This is a genomic window from Acidovorax sp. GW821-FHT10A04 (assembly GCF_059415825.1).
In genome coordinates, this window is the sequence record NZ_JBWKNZ010000020.1 from 47,369 (window position 1) to 68,434 (window position 21,066).

Annotated in this window: 20 protein-coding genes; 10 read left to right on the plus strand and 10 right to left on the minus strand. The window is 66.8% G+C overall.

Annotated elements, in window-relative coordinates:
- Positions 1 to 65: 65 nt before the first annotated feature.
- Positions 66 to 1,040, minus strand: a complete 975-nt coding sequence (locus AC07PF_RS29940) for a Bug family tripartite tricarboxylate transporter substrate binding protein (RefSeq protein WP_494609781.1) — start codon at positions 1,038 to 1,040, stop codon at positions 66 to 68.
- 66 nt (positions 1,041 to 1,106) lie between these two features.
- Positions 1,107 to 2,024, minus strand: a complete 918-nt coding sequence (locus AC07PF_RS29945; RefSeq protein ID WP_494614329.1) for a dihydrodipicolinate synthase family protein — start codon at positions 2,022 to 2,024, stop codon at positions 1,107 to 1,109.
- Positions 2,025 to 2,126: 102 nt separating this feature from the next.
- Between AC07PF_RS29945 and AC07PF_RS29950 the strand changes: the two genes are divergently transcribed.
- Positions 2,127 to 3,056, plus strand: coding sequence for a LysR family transcriptional regulator (locus AC07PF_RS29950; RefSeq protein WP_494614330.1), 930 nt, complete (start codon positions 2,127 to 2,129; stop codon positions 3,054 to 3,056).
- 34 nt (positions 3,057 to 3,090) lie between these two features.
- On the opposite strand, the gene AC07PF_RS29955 is transcribed toward AC07PF_RS29950, so the two are convergent.
- A complete protein-coding gene (locus tag AC07PF_RS29955; RefSeq protein ID WP_494614331.1) occupies positions 3,091 to 3,486 on the minus strand; it encodes a MerR family transcriptional regulator in 396 nt (131 codons plus the stop codon).
- A gap of 78 nt (positions 3,487 to 3,564) precedes the next feature.
- Here AC07PF_RS29955 and AC07PF_RS29960 point away from each other — a divergent pair, with 78 nt between their 5' ends.
- Positions 3,565 to 4,548 carry an aldo/keto reductase gene (locus AC07PF_RS29960; RefSeq protein ID WP_494614332.1) on the plus strand — a complete coding sequence of 328 codons (984 nt, stop codon included), beginning with the start codon at positions 3,565 to 3,567 and terminating at the stop codon, positions 4,546 to 4,548.
- 30 nt (positions 4,549 to 4,578) lie between these two features.
- Here AC07PF_RS29960 and phnY read toward each other — a convergent pair whose 3' ends face one another.
- The 6 genes from phnY to phnD are packed head-to-tail and all read right to left on the minus strand — an operon-like array spanning position 4,579 to position 10,899.
- Positions 4,579 to 6,024 carry a phosphonoacetaldehyde dehydrogenase gene (gene phnY, locus AC07PF_RS29965; protein WP_494614333.1) on the minus strand — a complete coding sequence of 482 codons (1,446 nt, stop codon included), beginning with the start codon at positions 6,022 to 6,024 and terminating at the stop codon, positions 4,579 to 4,581.
- The gene (gene psrA, locus AC07PF_RS29970) at positions 6,021 to 7,130 is read right to left on the minus strand and encodes an iron-containing alcohol dehydrogenase PsrA (RefSeq protein WP_494614334.1); all 1,110 of its coding nucleotides are present in this window, start codon (positions 7,128 to 7,130) and stop codon (positions 6,021 to 6,023) included. Before psrA ends, phnY begins: the two co-directional genes overlap by 4 nt.
- 10 nt (positions 7,131 to 7,140) lie before the next feature.
- Positions 7,141 to 8,385, minus strand: a complete 1,245-nt coding sequence (gene phnA / locus AC07PF_RS29975) for a phosphonoacetate hydrolase (protein WP_494614335.1) — start codon at positions 8,383 to 8,385, stop codon at positions 7,141 to 7,143.
- Positions 8,385 to 9,200 (minus strand): phosphonate ABC transporter, permease protein PhnE, encoded by an 816-nt coding sequence (phnE, locus tag AC07PF_RS29980; RefSeq protein WP_494609774.1) that lies wholly within the window; start codon positions 9,198 to 9,200, stop codon positions 8,385 to 8,387. The genes phnA and phnE overlap by 1 nt, the downstream gene beginning before the upstream one ends.
- Positions 9,197 to 10,021, minus strand: coding sequence for a phosphonate ABC transporter ATP-binding protein (phnC, locus tag AC07PF_RS29985; protein ID WP_494614336.1), 825 nt, complete (start codon positions 10,019 to 10,021; stop codon positions 9,197 to 9,199). The genes phnE and phnC overlap by 4 nt, the downstream gene beginning before the upstream one ends.
- The gene (gene phnD / locus AC07PF_RS29990) at positions 10,018 to 10,899 is read right to left on the minus strand and encodes a phosphonate ABC transporter substrate-binding protein (RefSeq protein WP_494609772.1); all 882 of its coding nucleotides are present in this window, start codon (positions 10,897 to 10,899) and stop codon (positions 10,018 to 10,020) included. The genes phnC and phnD overlap by 4 nt, the downstream gene beginning before the upstream one ends.
- 168 nt (positions 10,900 to 11,067) lie before the next feature.
- On the opposite strand from phnD, the gene AC07PF_RS29995 reads away from it, so the two are divergent.
- Entirely contained in the window at positions 11,068 to 11,931 is an 864-nt protein-coding gene (locus AC07PF_RS29995) for a LysR substrate-binding domain-containing protein (RefSeq protein ID WP_494609771.1), read from the plus strand.
- A 133-nt stretch (positions 11,932 to 12,064) separates the two neighbouring features.
- Here the strand turns inward: AC07PF_RS29995 and AC07PF_RS30000 are convergent, their stop codons facing one another.
- Positions 12,065 to 13,405: an MFS transporter gene (locus AC07PF_RS30000; RefSeq protein WP_007851377.1), complete on the minus strand. Its 1,341-nt coding sequence runs from the start codon at positions 13,403 to 13,405 to the stop codon at positions 12,065 to 12,067.
- A 279-nt stretch (positions 13,406 to 13,684) separates the two neighbouring features.
- On the opposite strand from AC07PF_RS30000, the gene cyoA reads away from it, so the two are divergent.
- The 7 genes from cyoA to AC07PF_RS30035 all read left to right on the plus strand — a co-directional run bounded on the left by cyoA (position 13,685) and on the right by AC07PF_RS30035 (position 20,874).
- A complete protein-coding gene (gene cyoA / locus AC07PF_RS30005) occupies positions 13,685 to 14,749 on the plus strand; it encodes a ubiquinol oxidase subunit II (RefSeq protein ID WP_007851379.1) in 1,065 nt (354 codons plus the stop codon).
- A gap of 24 nt (positions 14,750 to 14,773) precedes the next feature.
- Positions 14,774 to 16,783 (plus strand): cytochrome o ubiquinol oxidase subunit I, encoded by a 2,010-nt coding sequence (gene cyoB / locus AC07PF_RS30010; protein WP_494614337.1) that lies wholly within the window; start codon positions 14,774 to 14,776, stop codon positions 16,781 to 16,783.
- Positions 16,776 to 17,435: a cytochrome o ubiquinol oxidase subunit III gene (gene cyoC / locus AC07PF_RS30015; RefSeq protein ID WP_007851384.1), complete on the plus strand. Its 660-nt coding sequence runs from the start codon at positions 16,776 to 16,778 to the stop codon at positions 17,433 to 17,435. Before cyoB ends, cyoC begins: the two co-directional genes overlap by 8 nt.
- A 1-nt stretch (position 17,436) precedes the next feature.
- Positions 17,437 to 17,880 carry a cytochrome o ubiquinol oxidase subunit IV gene (gene cyoD, locus AC07PF_RS30020; RefSeq protein ID WP_494614338.1) on the plus strand — a complete coding sequence of 148 codons (444 nt, stop codon included), beginning with the start codon at positions 17,437 to 17,439 and terminating at the stop codon, positions 17,878 to 17,880.
- Positions 17,881 to 17,996: 116 nt separating this feature from the next.
- Positions 17,997 to 18,815, plus strand: a complete 819-nt coding sequence (locus tag AC07PF_RS30025; RefSeq protein ID WP_494614339.1) for an SURF1 family protein — start codon at positions 17,997 to 17,999, stop codon at positions 18,813 to 18,815.
- 9 nt (positions 18,816 to 18,824) lie between these two features.
- The gene (locus tag AC07PF_RS30030) at positions 18,825 to 20,180 is read left to right on the plus strand and encodes an ATP-binding protein (protein ID WP_494614340.1); all 1,356 of its coding nucleotides are present in this window, start codon (positions 18,825 to 18,827) and stop codon (positions 20,178 to 20,180) included.
- 100 nt (positions 20,181 to 20,280) lie between these two features.
- The gene (locus tag AC07PF_RS30035) at positions 20,281 to 20,874 is read left to right on the plus strand and encodes a response regulator transcription factor (protein ID WP_494614341.1); all 594 of its coding nucleotides are present in this window, start codon (positions 20,281 to 20,283) and stop codon (positions 20,872 to 20,874) included.
- Positions 20,875 to 21,066 lie beyond the last annotated feature (192 nt).

Here is a 21,066-nt window from a genome sequence, read left to right on the forward strand (position 1 = left end):
GCGCCAGAGAACGCTTCGGGCCGCGCGCAAGGCGCTGGCGCGCGGGCTGCCATGCGGTCGCCGGTCTACTCCGGCTGGATCCCCGCCGCCTTGATGATCTTGCCCCAGCGTGCCAGTTCACCGAGCTGGAACTTCGCCAGTTCTTCCGGGCCCATGAAGGATGCCTCCTGGCCGGTCTGCTCGATCACCTGGCGCACCGCCGGCGTGGCCAGTGCATCGCGCACCAGGCTGCTCAGCCGGTGGACCACGGGCGCAGGCGTTCCGGCGGGCGCATACAGCGCATTCCAGTAGCCGAACTCGTAGCCCGGCAGCGACTCGCCGATGGCCGGCACGTCGGGGACCAGCGGCGAGCGGCGCGCACTGCTCACGCCCAGGGCGCGCAGCTTGCCGGCCTTCACCTGCGGCAGGCTGGTGGTCAGGTCCACGATCATCAGGTCGATCTGTCCGCCCACCAGGTCCATCACGGCCGGTGGGTTGGCCTTGTAGGGCACGAAGTTGAACTGGGTGCCGGTCGACTGCTGGAACAGCTCGGTGGCCACCTGGGCCGACGAACTGCCCGAGCCGTAGTTGAGCTTGCCGGGCGAGGCCTTGGCCAGCGCCACCAGCTCGGCCACGTTGCTGGCCTTGACCTGGGGGTTCACCACCAGCGCCAGGTAGCCGCGCGCCAGCAGCGAGACGGGCGCGAAATCCTTGATCGGGTCGTAGGCGATCTTCTTGAGCAGGTGGGGATTGGCCGACTGCGTGGTGTTGGTCGTCATGAACACGGTGTAGCCGTCGGGCTGGGCGCGTGCGACGTACTGCGCGGCGATGCTGCCGAACGCACCGGCCCGGTTGTCCACGACCACGGCCTGGCCCGTGGCCTTGGCCATTTCCGCAGCCACGCTGCGGGCCAGTCCGTCGGTGGCACTGCCCGGCGTGGAGCCGATCACGATGGTGATGGGCTTGGCCGGAAAAGCCTGGGCCAGCACACCGGTGCTGAACAGGGCGGCGGTGAGGGGAGCGAGCGCGGCGAGCGCCAGCACAGAGCGGCGAAATGGCATGTTTGTCATCCTGATTATTGGTTTGGGGTCGCAGAGAGAAGCCTGGAGAGAAACGGTGAGGCCAGGTCAGCGCAGCAGATTCCAGCCTGCCAGCAAGGCGCCCAGCTCCTGCTGCTGCCGCTCGGTGAGCGGCCAGGCCGAGGGCGGGCGCGTGGCGCCGCAGGAGTTGCCCATCAGCTGCAGCGCGGCCTTGACCACGGTGACGTTGGTGCCGTTGTTCTCCTGCGCACGCAGTTCCTCGAAAGGCAGCATCTCGCCGATCAGGCGCATCGCCAGCGCGTGGTCGCCGGCTTCCAGCGCCTGGAAGATGGCCACCGACCGCTCGGGCAGCACGTTGATCAGCCCCGACGTGAAACCGCGCGCACCCACCGCGTAGAACGGCGGCGCCCACACCTCGGCCAGGCCGCAGACCCAGGCCAGGTTGCGGTCTTCCACGCGGCGCATGGCCTGTGCCAGCAGCAGCGGCGTGGGCGACGCCCACTTGACGCCCACCACCTCGGGGATGCGGCACAGCGCCTCCACGGCGGCGAGGCCGATGTTCTCGTTGCGCAGGTACAGCACCAGCGGCAGCCCGCCGCCCGCCTCGGCGATGCGCTGCACATAGGCCACCACGCCACGCGGCGAAACAAAGGGATCTGGCGGCTGGTGCACCATCAGCGCATCGGCCCCCGCATCGCGCGAGACACGGGCCAGGCGGCAGGCCTCGCCCACGCTGCGGCCCACGCCGGCCAGCAGCGGCACGCGCCCCGCCACGCACTCGGCGGCGAACTGCACCGCCTGCTCGGCCTCCCCGGCCTCCAGGCCATAGAACTCGCTGGTGTTGCCATTGGCCACCAGCACCTGCACGCCGGCCTGCACGGCCCGGTCCACCACCGGGCGCAGCGGCGCGGCGGTCACCGCGCCATCGGCACCGAACGGCGTGACCAAAATGCCCGAAATACCGCCGAGTGCGCTGCGCAGCGCCGGCCCCTGGAATGAACTCACAATGCAGCTCCTGGATACAGTGAAACAATGGGATCCACTGTAAAAAGCCACCCAGGCAGTGTCCAATCCAAACAGGCGATGGCGCCATTCAAGAAATAGATCGTGTTCCAGCTCTCCCAATTGCGCTGCTTCGTGGCCGTCGCCACCGAACTGCACTTCGGCCGCGCTGCCGCCCTGGTCAACATGACGCAGCCCCCGCTCACGCGCCAGATCCAGCTGCTGGAGCACGAGGTCGGGGTGCGCCTGCTCGAGCGCGCGGGCGGTGCGGTGCGCCTCACGCCCGCGGGCGCCACCTTCCTGCGCGAGGCCGAAGACATCCTGCGCCGCAGCCAGGCCGCCACTCTGGCGGCGCGCCGGGCCATGCGCGCCGATGCCGGCAGCGTGACGCTGGGTTTCATCGCAGCGTCCAGCTTCGCCCTCCTGCCCCGGGTGCTCGGCGCGATCCGCGCCGGCCTGCCCGACGTGCACGTGGTGCTGCGCGAGATGCAGAGCGTGGACCAGCTCGAAGCCCTGGCCGGCGACCGGCTCGACCTGGGCATCGTGCGGCCCTTCGCACCGCGCAGCTTCGCCGCTTCGGCCCCGCTGCTGCAGGAGCCCCTGGTGCTGGCCGCGCCCGCCAGCCATCCGCTGGCCCAGGGCGGGCCGATGCCACTGGCAGCGCTGCAGGGCCAGCCCTTCATCGAGTTCTGCCCGTCGGAGACACGCTACATCTACGAGCTGATCGCCGGCCGCCTGCGCGCCGAGGGCGTGGCGCCAGACACCGTGCTCACGCTCAGCCACACCCATTCGATCCTGGCGCTGGTCGATGCGGGCTGGGGCGTCGCGCTCGTGCCCCACTCGGCCATGCGGCTGGGCTATGCGAATGTCGCGTTCCGGCCGCTGCGCGACCCGGCGGGCCTGCATGCCGAACTGCACCTTGCCTGGCGCAGGGAGAGCCGGCACGAGGTGGCGAACACCGTGCGGGAGGTGGTGGTGGGGGCTTTCGCTGCTGTGGCACAGGCATCGGCGCACCGGCCGATCCCTGCCGGCTAGAACCTCAGGCGCGTCCCGGCAGGCACCGGCCGCCTCAGCACCGGTAGTCGCTGATCCGGGGCGCACCCGCGGGCTTGCCCGCCTCGATCCATTCCAGCTTGTCGCGCAGAAAGGCCAGCGCGCCTTCCAACTGGCTCTTCTTGTCCTCCAGCCGCTCGATCTGCGTGCGCAGCACCTCGACCGTCCGCGCCCTGGAGCGCGCGCCCCGGCGGTATTCCTCGTTGAGCGCCGCAATCTCGCCCAGCGAATAGCCCAGCGACTGCTGCAGGCGAACCATGCGCACCGCCACCAGGTCGTCCTCGGTGAAGGTCTGGTAGGCGCTGGAGCCGCCCAATTGCCCACGCCGCGGGGTGATCAGGCCCTTCTTCACGTAGAACCGGACCGTGTCCTGCGGCAGGCCGGCGGCCCGGGCGAATTCGGAAATCAGCATTGCACTGGCGGCTTGACCTTGGACCATGGTCCATACTTATAACAGGGCGCTTGTTCATCTTTTTACGGATCGTTCTCCATGGCACACAAGCACCCCGCCCTCGCACAGGTTCAACTCGGCCGCTCCGGCCCCATGGTCGGGGCCCAGGGCCTGGGCTGCATGGGCATGAGCGAGTTCTATGGCGCCGCCGATGCAGCGCAGTCGCAGGCCACGCTGGCGCAGGCGATGGACCTGGGCGCCACCCTGCTGGACACCGCCGACATGTACGGCCTGGGCGCCAACGAAAGCTTTCTCGCCCCCTTCTTGCGGGCGCACCGGGGCCGCGCCTTCATCGCCACCAAGTTCGGCTACACCCGCACCGCAGACAACCCCGGCGACTGGAGCCTGGACAACCGGCCCGCCTACATCCGCGCCGCGGCAGAGCGCTCGCTGCAGCGCCTGGGGGTCGACACCATCGACCTGTACTACATGCACCGGCGCAGCCAGGAGGTGCCGCTGGCCGACTCCATCGGCGCCATGGCCGACCTGGTGCGCGCCGGCAAGGTCCGCGCGCTCGGGTTGTGCGAGGTGACGGCCGACGAACTGCGCGCAGCGCATGCCATCCATCCCATCGCGGCGCTGCAATCCGAATGGTCGCTGTTCAGCCGCCAGATCGAGCGCGAGGTGCTGCCATGCGCAGTGGCGCTGGGGATCGCCATCGTGCCCTATGCCCCGCTGGGGCGCGGGCTGCTCACCAGTGGCAGCTTTGCCGGCCAGTTGGGTGCCGACGACGCCCGCAAGAACTTCCCGCGCTTTGCGGCAGACAACCAGGCGGCCAACGCCCGCCTCGTGGCCCAGGTCGAGCAGTTGGCCGCCGCCCGCGGGCTCTCGGCGGCGCAGCTGGCGCTGGCCTGGCTGCACACGCAGGCACGTCTGCTGGGCGCCACCGCCGTGCCGATCCCCGGCACCCGCAAGCCCTCGCGGCTCCAGGAAAACGCGGCGGCTGCCTCCATCACGCTCACTTCAGCAGACATGGCGGCACTGGAGCCTCTGGCCAGCGCCGTGCAGGGCATGGCGATCTAGGGCCTGCGTGCGGGACGAATGCCTGCCCGCTCACCATGGCAAGGTAAACGTCTTGCAGTTGGTGAACGACTTGATCGCCTCCTGCACCCCTTCCTTGTAGCCCAGGCCCGAATCCTTGATGCCACCGAACGGGGTCAGCTCGATGCGGTAGCCCGGCACCTCCCAGAGGTTGACGGTGCCGACCTGCAGCTCCTTGGCAAAGCGGGTCACGTCGTCCAGGCGGTTGGTGCAGATGCCCGACGACAGGCCGAAGGCCGTGCCGTTGGATATGCAGATCGCCTCGTCGATGTTGCGAAAGGTCAGGATGGGCGACACGGGGCCGAAGGTCTCCTCGCGCACCACGGTCATCTCCGGCCGCACCCGGTCCAGCACCGTGGGGGAGTACAGCGCGCCCTCGCGCACATTGCCCGCCAGCAAGCGCGCGCCCTGGGAGATGGCCTCGTTCACCACCTTCTCGAAGTGGCGGGCCGCGGCCTCATCGATCACCGTGCCCATCTCGGTGGCCTTGTCCATCGGGTCGCCATAGCGCCATGCCACCGTCTTGGCCACCACGCGCTCGGTGAACTCGGCCGCCACCTTCTCATGCACCAGCATGCGCTTGACCGCCGTGCAGCGCTGGCCCGAGTTCTTGTACGAGCCCTGCACCGCCAAGTCGCTGGCCTTGTCCAGGTCGGCATCGTCCATCACGATCAACGGGTCGTTGCCGCCCAGCTCCAGCACCATGCGCCGGTAGCCGGCCTTCGACGCAATGTACTTGCCAATGGCCACCCCGCCGGTGAAGGTGACCAGATCGACGTGGCGGTGGGTCAGCAGCTCGTCGGCGATCTCTCGCGGATCGCCGGTCACCACCTGCAGCATCTCCACGGGCAGGCCGGCCTCGTACAGCAGGTCGGCAAAATAGTAGGCCGACAGGGGAACCTTCTCCGAAGGCTTGAGCACCATGCGGTTGTTGGTGGCCACGGCCGGCACCACCTTGTGCGCCACCTGGTTCATGGGGTGGTTGAAGGGCGTGATGGCCGTGATGACACCCAACAGCGGCTCGCGCGTGGTGATCACCTTGCGCTTCTTGCCGTGCGGCGTGAGGTCGCACGAGAACACCTGCCCATCGTCGCGCAGGGCCTCGTTGGCGCCGAAGTTGAGCACGTCTGCCACGCGCCCGATCTCGTAGGTGCTGTCCTTCTTGCACAGGCCCGACTCGGCGGTGATGATGTTCGATGCCTCGTCGGTGCGCTCGCGCAGCAGCGCCGCCGCCCGGTTGAGGATGGCCGAACGCTCGTAGCGCGACAGCGTGGGCACATAGGCCTGGGCGATGTCCATCGCCCGGCGCACGTCCTCCACGCTGGCCATGCCCACCGTGCCCACGCGCTCGCCGCTGTAGGGGTTGACGACGTCGATGCTGCGCTCCGTGCGCACCCTGGCGCCGCCGATGCGCAGGGCCTCCGCGCGGAAGTCCACGCTTTCCATGATGCAACTCATGCTGCCTCCTTGAGTGCTGCCGTGTTGGCTCCGATGAAGTTCTTGCCGCGTGCGCCGGTCAGCGCATGGGCCACCATCTGCTGCGCCTGGTCGTCACTCACGCCATAGTCGGCAAAGCGCGTCCTCACACCCAGTTCCTCGATGAAGCGGGCCAGCCGGGCCGGCGCACCGGCCAGGTTTCCCAGGGCGCTTTCCAGCACGGCGTCGCGCTCCGGGTTCTGGCCAATGGCCCGCTCCAGCACCATGGGCAGCGGAAAGCTGCAGGCAATGCCGTGCGGCAGCCCGTAGCGCAGCGTCATCTCGTACGAGATCGAGTGCGCCAGTGCCGTGCGCGTGTTCGAGAAGGCCATGCCGGCCTTCAGGGCCGCCAGGGCCATGCGACCGCGCAGCACCGCGTCGTCCAGGTGCTCCATCAGCTGCGGCAGGGCATCCAGGATCTCATGCACCGCCGCCACCGCGAAGGTATCGGACACAGGGTTGGCATTCACGTTCCAGATCGACTCCAGCGCGTGCGACAGCGCATCCAGACCGCTCTGCAGCGTGACCGAGGCGGGCAGCGACAGCATGAGCTCGGGGTCGATCAGCGCAATGCTCGGCCAGGTCTCGGGCAGGTGCAGCGAGTACTTCTTCTGCGCGCCGCGGTCCCACACCGTGGCCCAGGGCGTCACCTCGCTGCCGGTACCGGCCGTCGTCGGCACGGCGATGAGCGTCTTGGTCCGCGCTGGCGTGAAGGCCTTGCCGGACGCCAGCAGCGCCACCAGCTCGGAGAAACGCCCGCTGGGCGTGGCCACCATCAGCGCCTTGGCGGTATCGATGGCACTGCCACCGCCCACCGCAATGATCACCTCGGCACTCGCGGCCCCACCGGACCAGAAGGCGTCGTAGACCGCCGCAAGCTCCGCGACGTCCGGGTTGGGACGCACATCGTCGATCACACCGGCTAGCTGGTCGCCCAGCAGGCCCTCGATGCGGGCCACCAGGCCTAGCTGGCGGGCCTCCGGAAAGGTGACCAGCAGCGCCCGCCGGCCGCCCAGCAGCTTTGGCAGAGACAACAGTTCCCCTGCCCCGTAGACGCTGCGTACGGGGTTCAAGTATTCATGTGGCATGGAGAGACCTCTAGACGGAGGGGAAAGCGTGGTTCAACGCGAGGTCGAACACGTCGAAATTGCGCAACCGCCGACCGGGGGCGACGCCCTTCAGGGGCCGGTTGAACAGCAGCGGCACCTTCTGCTCCGAGATGCCGCCGTGCGAGCGCAGGGGCACGGTCAGCCCGCTCAGGTCGTGCCGCGCCGCACTGGTGCCCAGCACCGTGAGGTGGTCCGACACCACCACCAGGTCGCCTATGCGGTCGCCCGCCAACTCGAAGCGGGCCACCGCCTCCTCGCGCGTCAGCACCACCTCCACGCCCGGCAGGGACTGCAGCGCGCTGCGCACGCCCTCCAGCGTGGCCCCGGCATTCACGTAGATGGTCGCGAACGAGCCCAGGGCGCCGTGGTGCACCACGTAGGGGTCGGTGATGGGCAGGATCACCCGCGTGCTGCCCGCACCGAGCTGTGCATCCAGCTCCTGCTGCAGGTACACCACGCGCGGCTTGCCGGCGGCGTCGGTCTTGGGGCTCATGCCATGGTCGGCGGTGAGGCCGATGACCGCGCCCAGCGCATCGAGCTGGGCGAGGTAGCCGTCCATCATTGCGTAGAAGGCATTGGCCTCCGGCGTGCCCGGGGCGCACTTGTGCTGCACGTAGTCGGTGGTCGACAGGTACATCAGGTCCGGCCGGCGGGTCTCCATCAGGCGCACACCGGCCGCAAACACGAACTCGCTGAGGTCAGCGCTGTACACCGAGGGCACGGGCCTGCCCACCAGTTCCAGCACATTCTCGATACCGCACTCGGCCAGCGTGGCCTTGTCGGCCTTCTCGGCCGAAAAGCAGATGCCCTTGAGGCCATGGCCGAGCAGGGTGCGCAGCTTGTCCTTGGCCGTCACCGCCGCCACCAGCGCACCGGCGTTCGCAAAGGCCGCCAGCAGCGTCGGGGCACGCAGGTACTCGGGGTCGTTCATCATGACCTCGCGGTCGGCGGCCACGTCGTAGAAGTAGTTGCCGCAAATGCCGTGCACCGAGGGAGGCACGCCGGTCACGATAGACACGTTGTTCGGGTTGGTGAAGCTGGGCACCACGCAGTCCCCGATCAGCGAGCCGCCCTGGGCCTGCATGCGCGCCAGGTAGGGCGCGACGCCTGCCTGGATGGCCTGGGTCAGGTAGTCGGGCTCGCAGCCATCCACGCAGACCACCACCACCGGTGCGGCGGGCCTGGCGTATTGCCGGCCATTGGCCTGCACGAAGTCGATCACAGCAGCATTCATCAACGGGCTCCTTTTTGAATCCAGGCACGCAGCCGGGTCGAGATGGCATCGGCCACCATCACCATGGCAATGATCACGGCGATGCAGGTGGCGGTGTCCTGGTACTGGAACAGCTTCATGCTGCCCACCAGTTCGAAGCCGATGCCGCCCGCGCCCACCATGCCCAGCACGGTGGCCTGGCGCAGGTTGGTCTCGAAGCGGTACAGCACCACGGCGATCCATGCGGTCACCACCTGGGGCAGCACGGCAAAGATGATGGTCTGTATGGGCCCGGCCCCGGTGGAGCGCAGCGCCTCGATCGGCCCCTGGTCGATCTCCTCGATCGACTCGGAGAAGAACTTGCCCAGCATGCCCGCGCCATGCACGGCCAGTGCCAGCACGCCCGGAAACGGCCCCAGCCCCACCGCGGCCACGAACACCAGCGCCAGGATGATCTCGTTGACGCCCCGCGTCACGTTGAACAGCTGGCGGGTGAGCTGGTAGACCACCACGTTCGGCGTCAGGTTGCGCGCGGCGAAGAAGCACACCGGAATCGCCAGCACCACGGCCAGCAGGGTGCCCCACACGGCGATCTGGATGGTCTCGATCGCCGGAACGATCAGCTTGTCCAGAAACGCCCAGTTGGGTGGCAGCATGCGCCCCAGAAAGTCGCCGATCCACGGCAGGCCCTTGGCCAGCTCGCCAAAGCTGACCTGCGCGCCGCGCGCTGCCCACCACAGCACGCCGACGAACAGCGCACCCAGGCCGATGCGCGGCCACCACCCCAGCCCGCCGCTGGGCCGGGCCACCAGAAAAGTGTAGGAACCGATGTTCATGCGCCTGCCTCCTCAAGTTCCAGCTGGCGCAGCGCGGGTGCGGCTGCGGCCGCCACGGCGGGGGCGCCGCGGCTGCGGGCGTCGCCCTCGTCCAGGCCGGGGTAGATCCGCTTGAGCATCTCGTCCGTCAGGCCCTCGGGCCCGCCGTCATAGACGATGCGCCCGCCCGACACGCCCACGATGCGTTCGCCGAACTCGCGCGCATAGTCGATCTGGTGCAGGTTGCAGACCACGGTGATGCCCAGCTCGCGGCTGGCCTGTTTGAGGTAGTTGAGCACCGTGCGCGAGGTCTTCGGGTCCAGGCTGGCGACCGGCTCGTCGGCCAGGATCACCTTGGGCTGCTGGGCCAGCGCACGCGCAATGCCCACGCGCTGCTTTTGCCCGCCCGAGAGCGTGTCGGTGCGCAGCCCGGCCTTGTCCTGCAGCTCCACACGGCGCAGGCACTCCAGCGCAATCGCCACGTCCTTGCGCGGAAAGATCTGCAGCCATGACAGCGCCGAAGGCACCGCCCCCATGCGGCCCGTCAGCACGTTCTTCTGCACCGACAGGCGGGGCACCACGTTGTAGTGCTGAAAGATCATCGCCACCTGGCGGCGCAGGCCGCGCAGGCTCGCGCCGCTGGGCCGGGCCAGTTGCCCGTCGATGTGGATTTCGCCGCTCGTGGGCTCGGCCAGGCGGTTGATGCAACGCAGCAACGTCGACTTGCCGGCGCCCGAAGGCCCCAGGACCACCAGGAACTCCCCCGGCGCCACGTCGAGGTCGATGCCCGTCAGCGCATCGAAGTCGCCGTAGCGCTTGCTCAGGCCACGGATCTTGATCATTTCATGGCCCTCAGGTCGAGGTTCAGGATCTTGGCCGTCTCGCGGATGATGTCGTAGGCCTTGTCGTTCGTGGGATGAAACCCGTTGAGCATCCCCTGGTCCGACCATGGGATGTCCTTCACGTCCAGGAAGGCGGCCTGCACGCGCTTCTTGAGGTCCGCATCCAGGTCCTTGCGCCACACGGTGGGCGACTCGGGGATCGGGTCCGACTTCCACACCACCACCAGGTCCTCGCGCTTGGCCAGGCCCTTGGCGATGGCCGCATCGAGGATGCGGTCGGCAATCGCCACGGCCTCGATCTTCTTGTTCTGCACCGCCACGGCATTCGAGTCGTGCGAGCCGGAGAAGACGACCCGGCCAAAATCCTTGTCGGTGTTGAAGCCCTCCTTCATCAGGCCGGCCTTGGGGAACAGGTGGCCCGAGGTGGACGTCGGGTCCACGAAGGCAAAGGTCTTGCCCTTGAGGTCGGCCACGGTCTTGATGCCGCTGTCCTTGTGGGCCACGATGAGCGCGTGGTAGAAGGCCCGGCCGGCCTTCTTGGTCTCGGCCACGGCGAAGGCCTCGATGGGCGCCACGGTGGTGCCCATCACGTACGAGAAGGGGCCGAGGTAGGCCACATCGAGCCGCTTGGAGCGCAGGGCCTCGATCACGCCGTTGTAGTCGGCCGCCACAAAGGGCTTGACCGGCATGCCCAGCGATTTGGACAGCATGTCCATCATGGCCTGGCTGTTGGCGATCATGGCCCGCGAATCCTCGGAAGGAATCAGGCCCACCGTCAGGGTGCCGGCTGCGGCCCTGGCCGTGGCACTCAGGCCCACCAGGGAGGGGGCCAGCACCAGGGATGTGCTGGCCAGCAGGGATCGTCGCGTGAATTTCATCGATGTCTCCTAAGGGTTGGGTTTGAACCTCTTGTGTGCGCATGCCTCACGGGGCCCGACGCATGGCCCTACTGTCGGCGCTCGCGCACTATCTGGCAAATTCAACTTTTTTCACCGTTGCATTCATTCAATCTATAGTTGGCACGGGATAACACGGAGACGAATGCCATGCGCCTGACACAGCTGAGGTCCTTCCACGCCGTGGCCACGGAGGGCAGCTTCACGCGCGCGGCCCAGGCCCTGCACGTGAGCCAGCCCACGGTGACCACCCAGGTCAAGCAACTGGAGGAGCTGTACAAGGTGGAGCTGTTCCACCGCACCGGCCGGCGCATCCGCCCCACGGAGATCGGCGAGCGCCTGCTGCAGCTGTCGCGCCAGATCTTCGGGCTGGAGCTGGAGGCCGTGCAGGTTCTGCGCGATGCGGGTGAGCTGCGCTCGGGCCACCTGCGCGTGGCCGCCGTGGGGCCCTCGCACGTCACGAAGATGCTGGCCGCCTTCAACCAGCGCTACCCGGACATCAACATCTCGGTGGGCACCGGCAACTCCGAGGACGTGCTGACCCGCTTGCTCGACTACCGGGCTGACGTGGGCGTGCTGGCGCAGGTGCTCAAGGACAAGCGCTTCGTGTCGGTGCCGTACAGCGAGCACCCCATCGTGATCTTCTGCAATGCAGACCACCGGTTCGCACGCCGGCGCAGCATCCGCACGGCAGAGCTGCAGGGCGAGAAGCTGATCCTGCGCGAGCAGGGCTCCACCACGCGCAAGGCCATCGAGTCGGCGCTCAAGGCCGCGGGCGTGCAACCCACGGTGGTGATGGAAGTCGCCAGCCGCGAGATCATCCGCGAGGCCGTGCTGCAGGGCCTGGGCGTCGCTGCCGTGTCAGAGGTGGAATACGTGCCCGGCGCGGGCCTGCACGCGGTGCGCATCAGCGACGCGCAGATCAAGACCTACGCCCACGTGGTCTGCCTGGCCGAGCGCCGGGACATGCGCCTGATCCGGGCGTTCTTCGAGATCATCGGCCGCGATTCCTGAAACCAGGTTCTGAAAACAAAAACCCGGTGGCCGCCAAGGCAGCCACCGGGTTCTTGCATCGCTTCTCTACAGGGCCGTGCCTTGTTATCAACAGGCCCGCCCCTCGCTCTCTCTTGTAGGGTTGTAGGGGGTATCAGCGGTCGCGCCGCTCCATGCGGCGGTTCAAGTTCAGGGCGCCCAGGGTGCAGGCCACGCCCGACAGCAGGTACACCGTCACGGCCAGCAGGCCAAACTGGGCCGACAGGCCCAGGGCCACCAGCGGGGCAAAGGCCGCGCCGATGATCCAGGCCAGGTCGGCCGACAGGGCGGCGCCCGTGTAGCGGTTCTTGGGTGAGAAATTGGCCGTCACCGTGCCCGAGGCCTGGCCGTACGACAGGCCCAGCAGCACAAAGCCCAGCAGCAGGAACATGGTGCTGCCCACTTCGCCGCTGTTCAGCAGCACCGGCGCCATGAAGCTGAACACCCCGATCAGCACCGCCATGCCGCCCAAGAGCTTGCGTCGGCCCAGGTGGTCCGACAGCCAGCCCGAGACCATGATGGCCCCGGCCGCCAGGAAGGCGCCGACGATCTGCACGCCCAGGATCTGGGTCACGGGTTGGTCCGTGTACAGCGTGATCCACGACAGCGGGAACACGGTGACCAGGTGGAACAGCGCAAAGCTGGCCAGCGCCGCAAACGCGCCCAGCAGCACGTTGCTGCCTTCGTCGCGCATCACCTCGTGCACGGGCACGGGTTGCAGCTCACGGTCCTGCAGCAGCTCGGTGTACGACTGGCCCACCACCAGGCGCAGGCGGGCGAACAGGGCCACCACGTTCACGGCAAAGGCCACGAAGAACGGGTAGCGCCAGCCCCAGGCCAGGAACTCCTGCACCGACAGGTTGGCGTACAGGTAGGCAAACAGGCCGGCCGCGAGCACGAAGCCCACGGGCGCGCCCAGCTGGCCGATCATGGCGTACCAGCCGCGGCGGTGCTTGGGCACCGACATCGCCAGCAGCGACGGCAAGCCGTCCCACGAGCCGCCCAGCGCCAGGCCCTGGCCGATGCGCAGGATCAGCAGCGCCACGATGGCGGTGGTGCCCAGGTCCTTGTAGCCCGGCAAAAAGGCCATGCCCACCGTGCACACGCCCAGCAGGAAGAGCGCAATGGTCAGCTTGGTGCCCCGGCCCCAGCGCCGCTGGATGGCCATGGAGATGGCGGTGCCGATGGGCCGCACCACGAAGGCCACGGCCAGCAGCGCAAAGGCGGCCAGCGTGCCGTCCAGGCGCGACATGAAGGGGAACAGGAACGACGGGAAGACCAGCACGCAGGCGATCCCGAAAACGAAGAAGTCGAAATACTCGGACGAGCGTCCGATGATCACGCCCACGGCAATTTCGCTGGGGGTGACGTCTTCATGGGTGTCCGCGCGGGAGAGGGAAGCGTGGCCTTCTTCAAAGCCATTCGCCGGGTAGATCGCAGAGGCGGGACTGCTCATGAACAGGGCTCCTTTGTTGTGTAACTGATACACCCACGTTTTACACCCAGCAGCCCGGCCCGACAAGGGCGGTTTCACCCACGTTCTCGCAGGACAAATGCCCATAGGCTGTCTCTGCAGGGATTTCGGTACTGGCAGTGTGTTCGCTGGCTGCCCCCAAAAGGGGCAAAAACTTGACCTTGGACAAAATGTCCAATGGACAAATTTGGCTGCTCTATTACATTGAGCGGCAAATTGTCATTCGCGTTTACCCCTAAACGCCTTTGTTGGGCCCATCACATGTTCAAACTTCCCCAACTTCGCGGGCCGGCATGGCTTGCGTTGGCGGCCACCGCCACCAGCCTCGCCGGCTGCAGCAAGGCCGTCGTCCTCAATCCCGCAGGCGACATCGCCTCGCAGCAAGGCCACATGGTCGTGCAGGCCACCTTGCTGATGCTGATCATCATCGTGCCGGTGATCGCCCTCACGCTGTGGTTCGCCTGGAAGTACCGCCAGAGCAACACCGCCAACACCGAAGAGGACTACGACCCCGACTGGCACCACTCCACCACGCTGGAGCTGGTGATCTGGACCGTGCCCCTGTTGATCATCATCGCGCTGGGCGCGCTGACCTGGATCGGCACCCACAAGCTCGACCCTTACCGCCCGCTGGACCGCATCTCGGCCACCAAGCCGCTCGAAGCCCAGGCCACCCCCATGGTGGTGCAGGTCGTGGCCATGGACTGGAAATGGCTGTTCTTCTACCCCGAACAGGGCATTGCCACGGTGAATGAGCTGGCCGCCCCGGTGGACCGCCCCATCCTGTTCAAGCTCACCGCCACGTCCACGATGAATGCCTTCTACGTGGCCGACCTGGCGGGCATGATCTACGCCATGCCCGGCATGCAGACCGAGCTCAACGCCGTGATCAACAAGCCGGGCGTGTACCCCGGCATCGCCTCGCACTACAGCGGCTCGGGCTTCTCGGGCATGACCTTCAAGTTCCACGGCCTGAGCCAGGGCGACTTCGAGCAGTGGGTGGCCAAGGCCAAGACCGAAGGCAAGGCGCTGGACAAGACCACCTACCTGAACCTCGTCAAGCCCAGCGAGCGCGATCCCGTGCAGCGCTTTGCCAGCGTGGAAACCGGCCTGTACGACAAGGTGCTCAACCGCTGCGTCGAAGAAGGCAAGATGTGCATGCACCACATGATGTCCATCGACGAGCGCGGTGGCGAGGCCTACATGAAGGCCATGGGCCTGAACCTGCCCCAGGACGTGTGCACCATCGACAACGCCGGCCAGATCGTGGCCGCACTCGAAGCGCGCCACGCCACGGTCCACGACCGCACCCTTTCCCGCCAATGATCCGCGCCTAAGAGACTGACGAACATGTCCACCTCACCCGTTGTAACCGAACCGCATTGGGCCCTGGGCCGAATCACCTGGGACTCGATACCCATGGCGCACGAGCCCATCGTGCTGATCACCTTCATCGGTGTCGTGCTGGGCGGCCTGGCCGTGCTGGCCGGCATCACCAAGTTCCGCCTGTGGGGTACCCTGTGGCGCGACTGGATCTGCAGCATCGACCACAAGAAGATCGGCATCATGTACATGATCCTGGGCGTGGTCATGCTGCTGCGCGGCTTTGCCGACGCGCTCATGATGCGCCTGCAGCAGGCCATGGCCTTTGGCGACAACATGGGCTACCTGCCGCCGCACCACTACGACCAGATCTTCACCGCCCACGGCGTGATCATGATCTTCTTCGTGGCGATGCCGCTGGTCACGGGCCTCATGAACTACCTCGTGCCGCTGCAGATCGGTGCGCGCGACGTGTCCTTCCCGTTCCTCAACAACTTCAGCTTCTGGATGACCACCGCCGGTGCCATCCTGGTGATGGTGTCGCTGTTCCTGGGTGAGTTCTCCACCGCGGGCTGGCTCGCGCTGTCCAACCTGGGGGCGCAGAACCCGGGGGTGGGTCTGGACTACTACATCTGGGCGCTGCAGATCGCCGGGGTGGGCACCACGCTCTCGGGCATCAACCTGATCGTCACCATCATCAAGATGCGCGCACCCGGCATGAACCTCATGCGCATGCCCATCTTCACGTGGACGGCCCTGTGCACCAACGCACTGATCGTCGCTTCGTTCCCGGTGCTCACCGCCGCGCTGGTGCTGATGTCGCTGGACCGCTACGCCGGCACCAACTTCTTCACCAACGACCTGGGCGGCAACGCCATGCTGTACGTGAACCTGATCTGGATCTGGGGCCACCCCGAGGTCTACATCCTGATCCTGCCCTGCTTCGGCATCTTCTCCGAAGTGGTGGCCACGTTCTGCAAGAAGCGCCTGTTCGGCTACACCTCCATGGTGTACGCCACGGTCGTTATCACCATCCTGTCGTACCTGGTGTGGCTGCACCACTTCTTCACCATGGGCTCCGGCGCCAGCGTGAACACCTTCTTCGGCATCACCACGATGATCATCTCGATCCCCACGGGCGCGAAGATCTTCAACTGGCTGTTCACCATGTACAAGGGCCGCATCCGCTTCGAGCTGCCCATGCTGTGGACCCTGGCCTTCATGGTCACCTTCGCCATCGGCGGCATGACCGGCGTGCTGCTGGCCGTGCCCCCGGCCGACTTCGTGCTGCACAACAGCCTGTTCCTGATCGCCCACTTCCACAACGTGATCATCGGCGGCGTGCTGTTCGGCCTGTTCGCCGGCATCAACTACTGGTACCCCAAGGCCTTCGGCTACAAGCTCGACCGCTTCTGGGGCCTGTGCTCCTTCTGGCTGTGGGTGGTGGGCTTCTACGTGGCCTTCATGCCGCTGTACATCCTGGGCCTGATGGGCGTCACGCGCCGTGCCAACCACTTCGAAGACCCTTCGCTGCAGATCTGGTTCGTCATCGCCGCCTTCGGCGCCTTCCTGATCGCCCTGGGCATCGGCTGCCTGCTGATCCAGATCGTGGTGAGCTACCTCAAGCGCGACCAGCTGCGCGATCACACCGGCGACCCATGGGACGCCCGCACGCTGGAATGGGCCACTTCGTCGCCCCCGCCGGACTACAACTTCGCCTTCACCCCCAAGGTGTACGAGATCGATGCCTGGTGGGACATGAAGAAGCACGCCTACGCGCGCCCGCTCACCGGCTTCCAGCCCATCCACATGCCGGCCAACACCGGCGCGGGCGTGATCATCTCGGCCCTGTCGCTGGTGCTGGGCTTCGCCCTCATCTGGCACATGTGGCTGCTGGCCGGCCTGTCCTTCGCGGGCGTGGTGCTGGTGTCCATCATCCACACGTTCAACTACAAGCGTGACTTCTACATCCCCGCCGCGCAAGTGACGGAGACCGAGAACCTGCGTACCCAACAACTGCGTGCCAGCCATGTCTGATATCACCTACAACCAAGCCGCCGCTGCCATCACGGCAGGCGGCCCCACGGCCGCCACGCTGGCGCGCCGCGAGTACCACCTGGCGCACGAGCCCCACCCCGAGAACGGCACCGCCCTCGGGTTCTGGCTCTACCTGATGAGCGACTGCCTCATCTTCGCCGCGCTGTTCGCCACCTACGGCGTGCTGGGCCGCAGCTACGCCGCCGGTCCCACCGGCGCGCAGCTGTTCGATCTGCCGCTGGTGGCCATCAACACCGCCTTCCTGCTGGCGTCGTCCATCACCTTCGGCTTTGCCATGCTGCAAAAGCAGCAGAACAAGGTGGGCGGCACGCTCGCCTGGCTGGCCATCACCGGCCTGTTCGGCCTGGGCTTCCTGGCGCTGGAGCTGTACGAGTTCCACCATCTGATCCACCAGGGCGCGGGCCCGCAGCGCAGCGCCTTTTTGTCGGCCTTCTTCACGCTGGTCGGCACCCACGGCCTGCACGTCACCTTCGGCCTGATCTGGCTGGTGGTGCTGATGCTGCAGATCAAGAAACACGGCCTGATCCACGAGAACAAGCGCCGCCTGATGTGCCTGTCGATGTTCTGGCACTTCCTGGACGTCGTCTGGATCGGCGTCTTCACCTTCGTGTACCTGATGGGAGTGCTTTGACATGGGCGCCGCACAACACACCGCCAACGCTGGCCACGGCCATGACGACCACCACCACGACGACCACCATGGCGACGTGGGGCCGCACAGCAGCTTCTCGGGCTACATGGTCGGCTTCGTGCTGTCCATCATCCTCACCGCCATCCCGTTCTGGCTGGTCATGTCCAAGGTGATTGCCGACCGCAACACCGCCGTGCTCGTGCTCGGCGGCTTCGCGGTGGTGCAGATCCTGGTGCACATGGTCTGCTTCCTGCACATGAACGGTAAGGTCGAGGGCGGCTGGACGCTGCTGTCCACCATCTTCACCGTGGTCTTCGTGGCCATTGCCATCAGCGGCACGCTCTGGGTCATGTTCCACATGAACGCCAACATGATGCCCGACCACCCCACGCCGACCCCGCCCACCCAGACCGAAGGTGGCGCCGCCGGCCACCACACCCCCTGAGGGTGAGTGCAGCCCTGCACCAGCGGGGCCGCATTGGATGGATTGAACAGCGGCCGCCTCCAGCGGCCGCATCTGTTTCTGGCCTGTGCGCCAGTGGTCCCGACAAGGAGTTTTCGATGTCTGCAACCCACGCTGCAGCGCCTGCAGCCTCCCGCCGCCTGCGCCGCGCCCTGCTGCTGGTGGTGGGCATCGCCCTGTTCCTGGGCTTCGTGGCCCTGGGCACCTGGCAGGTGCAGCGGCGGGTGTGGAAGCTCGACCTCATCGAGCGCGTGGACCAGCGCGTGCACGCCGCCCCCGTGGCCCTGCCCCCGGCCAGCGAGTGGCCCGGCATCACGGCCGACACGCATGAATACCTGCCCGTGGCCCTCAGCGGCCATTGGCTGCCCGGCAAGACCCTGCTCACCCAGGCCGTCACCGCCCTGGGCTCGGGCTTTTGGGTGCTGAGCGCGCTGCAGCAGGCCGATGGCACCCAGGTGCTGGTCAACCGCGGCTTCATCCCCCAGGACCAGCGCGCGCAATGGGCAGGCAAGACCGACGATGCCACCCCCGCCACCGTGCAAGGCCTCATCCGCATCAGCGAGCCCAAGGGCGGCTTTTTGCGCAGAAACGACCCCGCCGCCCAGCGCTGGTTCTCGCGCGACGTGGCGGCCATCGCCCAGGCACTGCAGTTGCCCCGCGCGGCGCCCTTCTTCATCGACGCCGGCCTGCCCCAGCGCGGCGTGGCCAACCCCACGGCGGAAGCGGTGGAAGTGGCCGGCACCGCCGCCGCCACGGCGGGCACCACCTGGCCGCGCGCCGGGCTCACCACCATCCGCTTTGCCAACAGCCATGCGGTGTATGCCCTTACCTGGTACGGCCTGGCGCTGATGGTGCTGGGCGCGGGCTGGTTCGTGGTGCGCTACGAGCGGCGCCAGGCTTCCCAAGCAGGGCACTAAACTCAAGCCATGCCCCTGCAACGCCTCGCCAAGCGCGCCGAGTTCTTGCGCAACCCGCGCGCTGCCGATGCCGCCGCCGGCATCAAGAACCTGCAGCAGCTCATTCAGCTGCGTTGGATGGCCGTCATCGGCCAGGTCTTCACCATCGAGGTGGCCCACCACAGCCTGCGCTTGACCATCCCCCTGCACCAGATGCTGATGGTGGTGGGCTGCCTGGCCGTGTTCAACGTGGTCAGCCTGCTGCGCCTGCGCACGGGGGTGCAGGTGCGCAACGTGGAGCTGTTTTTGGCGCTGCTGGTGGACGTGGCCGTGCTCACCACCCAGCTGTATTTGAGCGGCGGCACCAGCAACCCCTTTGTCTTTTTGTACCTGCTGCAGATTGCGCTGGGCGCCATCCTGCTGCGCGGGGCCTATATCTGGAGCATGGTGGCCATCAACACCGCGTGCTTTGCCCTGCTGGCCAACTACCACCTGCCGCTGGAGCTGCCGCAGGATTTGCACCAGGGCCTGTCGAGCCTGTACGTCATTGGCCTGCTGGTGTGCTTTGTGCTCAACGCGATCTTGGTGGTGGTGTTCATCACCCGCATCAACCTGAACCTGCGCGAGCGCGACGCCCGCCTGGCCGCCGCGCGCCGCCGCCGGGTGGAAGAAGAGCACATCGTGCGCATGGGCCTGCTCGCATCGGGCGCCGCGCACGAGCTGGGCACGCCGCTGTCCACCCTGGCCGTGATTCTGGGCGACTGGCAGCACGACCAGGAGCTGATGGGCGACGAGCTGCTGCGCGAAGACATCGAGGAAATGCGCACCCAGGTACAGCGCTGCAAGAGCATCGTGAGCGGCATCTTGCTGTCGGCCGGCGAGGCGCGCGGCGAAGAATCGGCCCAGACCACCGTGCGCACCTTCGTCGACGCCCTGGCCGACGAGTGGCGCACCACGCGGTCGATACCCGCGTTCTCGTACCGCAACGACTTTGGCGACGACACGCCCATGGTGTCGGACACCACGTTGAAGCAGATGGTTTTCAATGTGCTGGACAATGCACGGGACGCCTCGCCCCAGTGGGTGGAACTGCTCATCACCCGCGACGACAAGGCCGAGGTGCCTGCCCTGTGCATGACCGTCAACGACGCAGGCCCCGGCTTTGCGCCCGGCATGCTGGACCACCTGGGCGAGCCCTACCAGTCCACCAAGCAGCGCCCCGGCAGCGGCCTGGGCCTGTACCTGGTGATGAACGTGGCACGCACCCTGGGCGGCAGCGTTACGGCCCGCAACCGCACGGGCGACGGCGAAGGCAGCGGCGCACAGGTCAGCATCCGCCTGCCGCTGGCGGCGATTGCGATGCCGCGCGGGCACCGGCCTGCGTGATGCTGCGAATTTGCGTTGGATGGACAGCCAAGCGAACCAGCAACTTTTGTAGCCAGACAAAGTCGAATTCGTACTAGTACAAAACCCGGACCCGAGCGCCATGGACGAAACCACCACAATCAGCAGCAGCCCCGCAGCAGACGCATCCCCCAAGGATGCGAAGGAAAAGCGACAGCTGCTCATCGTGGAAGACGACGAGGCCTTTGCCCGCACCCTGGCCCGCTCGTTCGAACGCCGCGGCTACCGCGTGCTCCAGGCCGCCAGCCTGCCCGAGGTCGAGGCATTGCTCACCCAGCACACCCCCGGCTACGCCGTGGTCGATTTGAAGCTCAAGGGCGACGCATCTGGTTTGGCCTGCGTGCAGAAACTGCACGCCGCCAGCGAAGCCATGCTCATCGTCGTGCTCACCGGCTTTGCCAGCATCGCCACCGCCGTCGAGGCCGTGAAGCTGGGCGCCTGCCACTACCTGGCCAAGCCATCGAACACCGACGACATCGAGGCCGCGTTTGGCTTGAAGGAAGGTGATACCGAGGTGGATGTGACCAACCGCTCCAGCTCGCTCAAGACGCTGGAGTGGGAGCGCATCCACGAGGTGCTGGCGGAGACGGGGTTCAATATCTCGGAGACGGCGCGGCGGTTGGGGATGCACCGCCGCACGCTGGCGCGCAAGCTGGAGAAGCAGCAGGTGAGCTGAGAAAGGATCTGACCGAGCTGATGTGAGAGACAAGTTAGCTTGATCAAACTTACTTAGCCTCAAGCTACGTTGCCTATCATCTAACCTCTGATGTGAGTGACAAGATAGCTTCACCTAACTTCCTTAGCCTCAAGCTACGTTGCCTATCATCTAACCTCTGATGTGAGTGACAAGATAGCTTGACCTAACTTC

What these genes read in the sequence shown, in the direction of transcription:
- AC07PF_RS29940 (WP_494609781.1), bottom strand. Translation starts at nt 1,040, where the DNA reads ATGCCATTTCGCCGCTCTGTGCTGGCGCTCGCCGCGCTCGCTCCCCTC.
- cyoB (WP_494614337.1), top strand. Translation starts at nt 14,774, where the DNA reads ATGTCCACCTCACCCGTTGTAACCGAACCGCATTGGGCCCTGGGCCGA.
- phnC (WP_494614336.1), bottom strand. Translation starts at nt 10,021, where the DNA reads ATGATCAAGATCCGTGGCCTGAGCAAGCGCTACGGCGACTTCGATGCG.
- cyoD (WP_494614338.1), top strand. Translation starts at nt 17,437, where the DNA reads ATGGGCGCCGCACAACACACCGCCAACGCTGGCCACGGCCATGACGAC.
- phnD (WP_494609772.1), bottom strand. Translation starts at nt 10,899, where the DNA reads ATGAAATTCACGCGACGATCCCTGCTGGCCAGCACATCCCTGGTGCTG.
- AC07PF_RS29955 (WP_494614331.1), bottom strand. Translation starts at nt 3,486, where the DNA reads ATGCTGATTTCCGAATTCGCCCGGGCCGCCGGCCTGCCGCAGGACACG.
- phnA (WP_494614335.1), bottom strand. Translation starts at nt 8,385, where the DNA reads ATGAATGCTGCTGTGATCGACTTCGTGCAGGCCAATGGCCGGCAATAC.
- phnE (WP_494609774.1), bottom strand. Translation starts at nt 9,200, where the DNA reads ATGAACATCGGTTCCTACACTTTTCTGGTGGCCCGGCCCAGCGGCGGG.
- AC07PF_RS30000 (WP_007851377.1), bottom strand. Translation starts at nt 13,405, where the DNA reads ATGAGCAGTCCCGCCTCTGCGATCTACCCGGCGAATGGCTTTGAAGAA.
- AC07PF_RS29960 (WP_494614332.1), top strand. Translation starts at nt 3,565, where the DNA reads ATGGCACACAAGCACCCCGCCCTCGCACAGGTTCAACTCGGCCGCTCC.
- AC07PF_RS30030 (WP_494614340.1), top strand. Translation starts at nt 18,825, where the DNA reads ATGCCCCTGCAACGCCTCGCCAAGCGCGCCGAGTTCTTGCGCAACCCG.
- AC07PF_RS29995 (WP_494609771.1), top strand. Translation starts at nt 11,068, where the DNA reads ATGCGCCTGACACAGCTGAGGTCCTTCCACGCCGTGGCCACGGAGGGC.
- AC07PF_RS30025 (WP_494614339.1), top strand. Translation starts at nt 17,997, where the DNA reads ATGTCTGCAACCCACGCTGCAGCGCCTGCAGCCTCCCGCCGCCTGCGC.
- psrA (WP_494614334.1), bottom strand. Translation starts at nt 7,130, where the DNA reads ATGCCACATGAATACTTGAACCCCGTACGCAGCGTCTACGGGGCAGGG.
- cyoC (WP_007851384.1), top strand. Translation starts at nt 16,776, where the DNA reads ATGTCTGATATCACCTACAACCAAGCCGCCGCTGCCATCACGGCAGGC.
- AC07PF_RS30035 (WP_494614341.1), top strand. Translation starts at nt 20,281, where the DNA reads ATGGACGAAACCACCACAATCAGCAGCAGCCCCGCAGCAGACGCATCC.
- phnY (WP_494614333.1), bottom strand. Translation starts at nt 6,024, where the DNA reads ATGAGTTGCATCATGGAAAGCGTGGACTTCCGCGCGGAGGCCCTGCGC.
- cyoA (WP_007851379.1), top strand. Translation starts at nt 13,685, where the DNA reads ATGTTCAAACTTCCCCAACTTCGCGGGCCGGCATGGCTTGCGTTGGCG.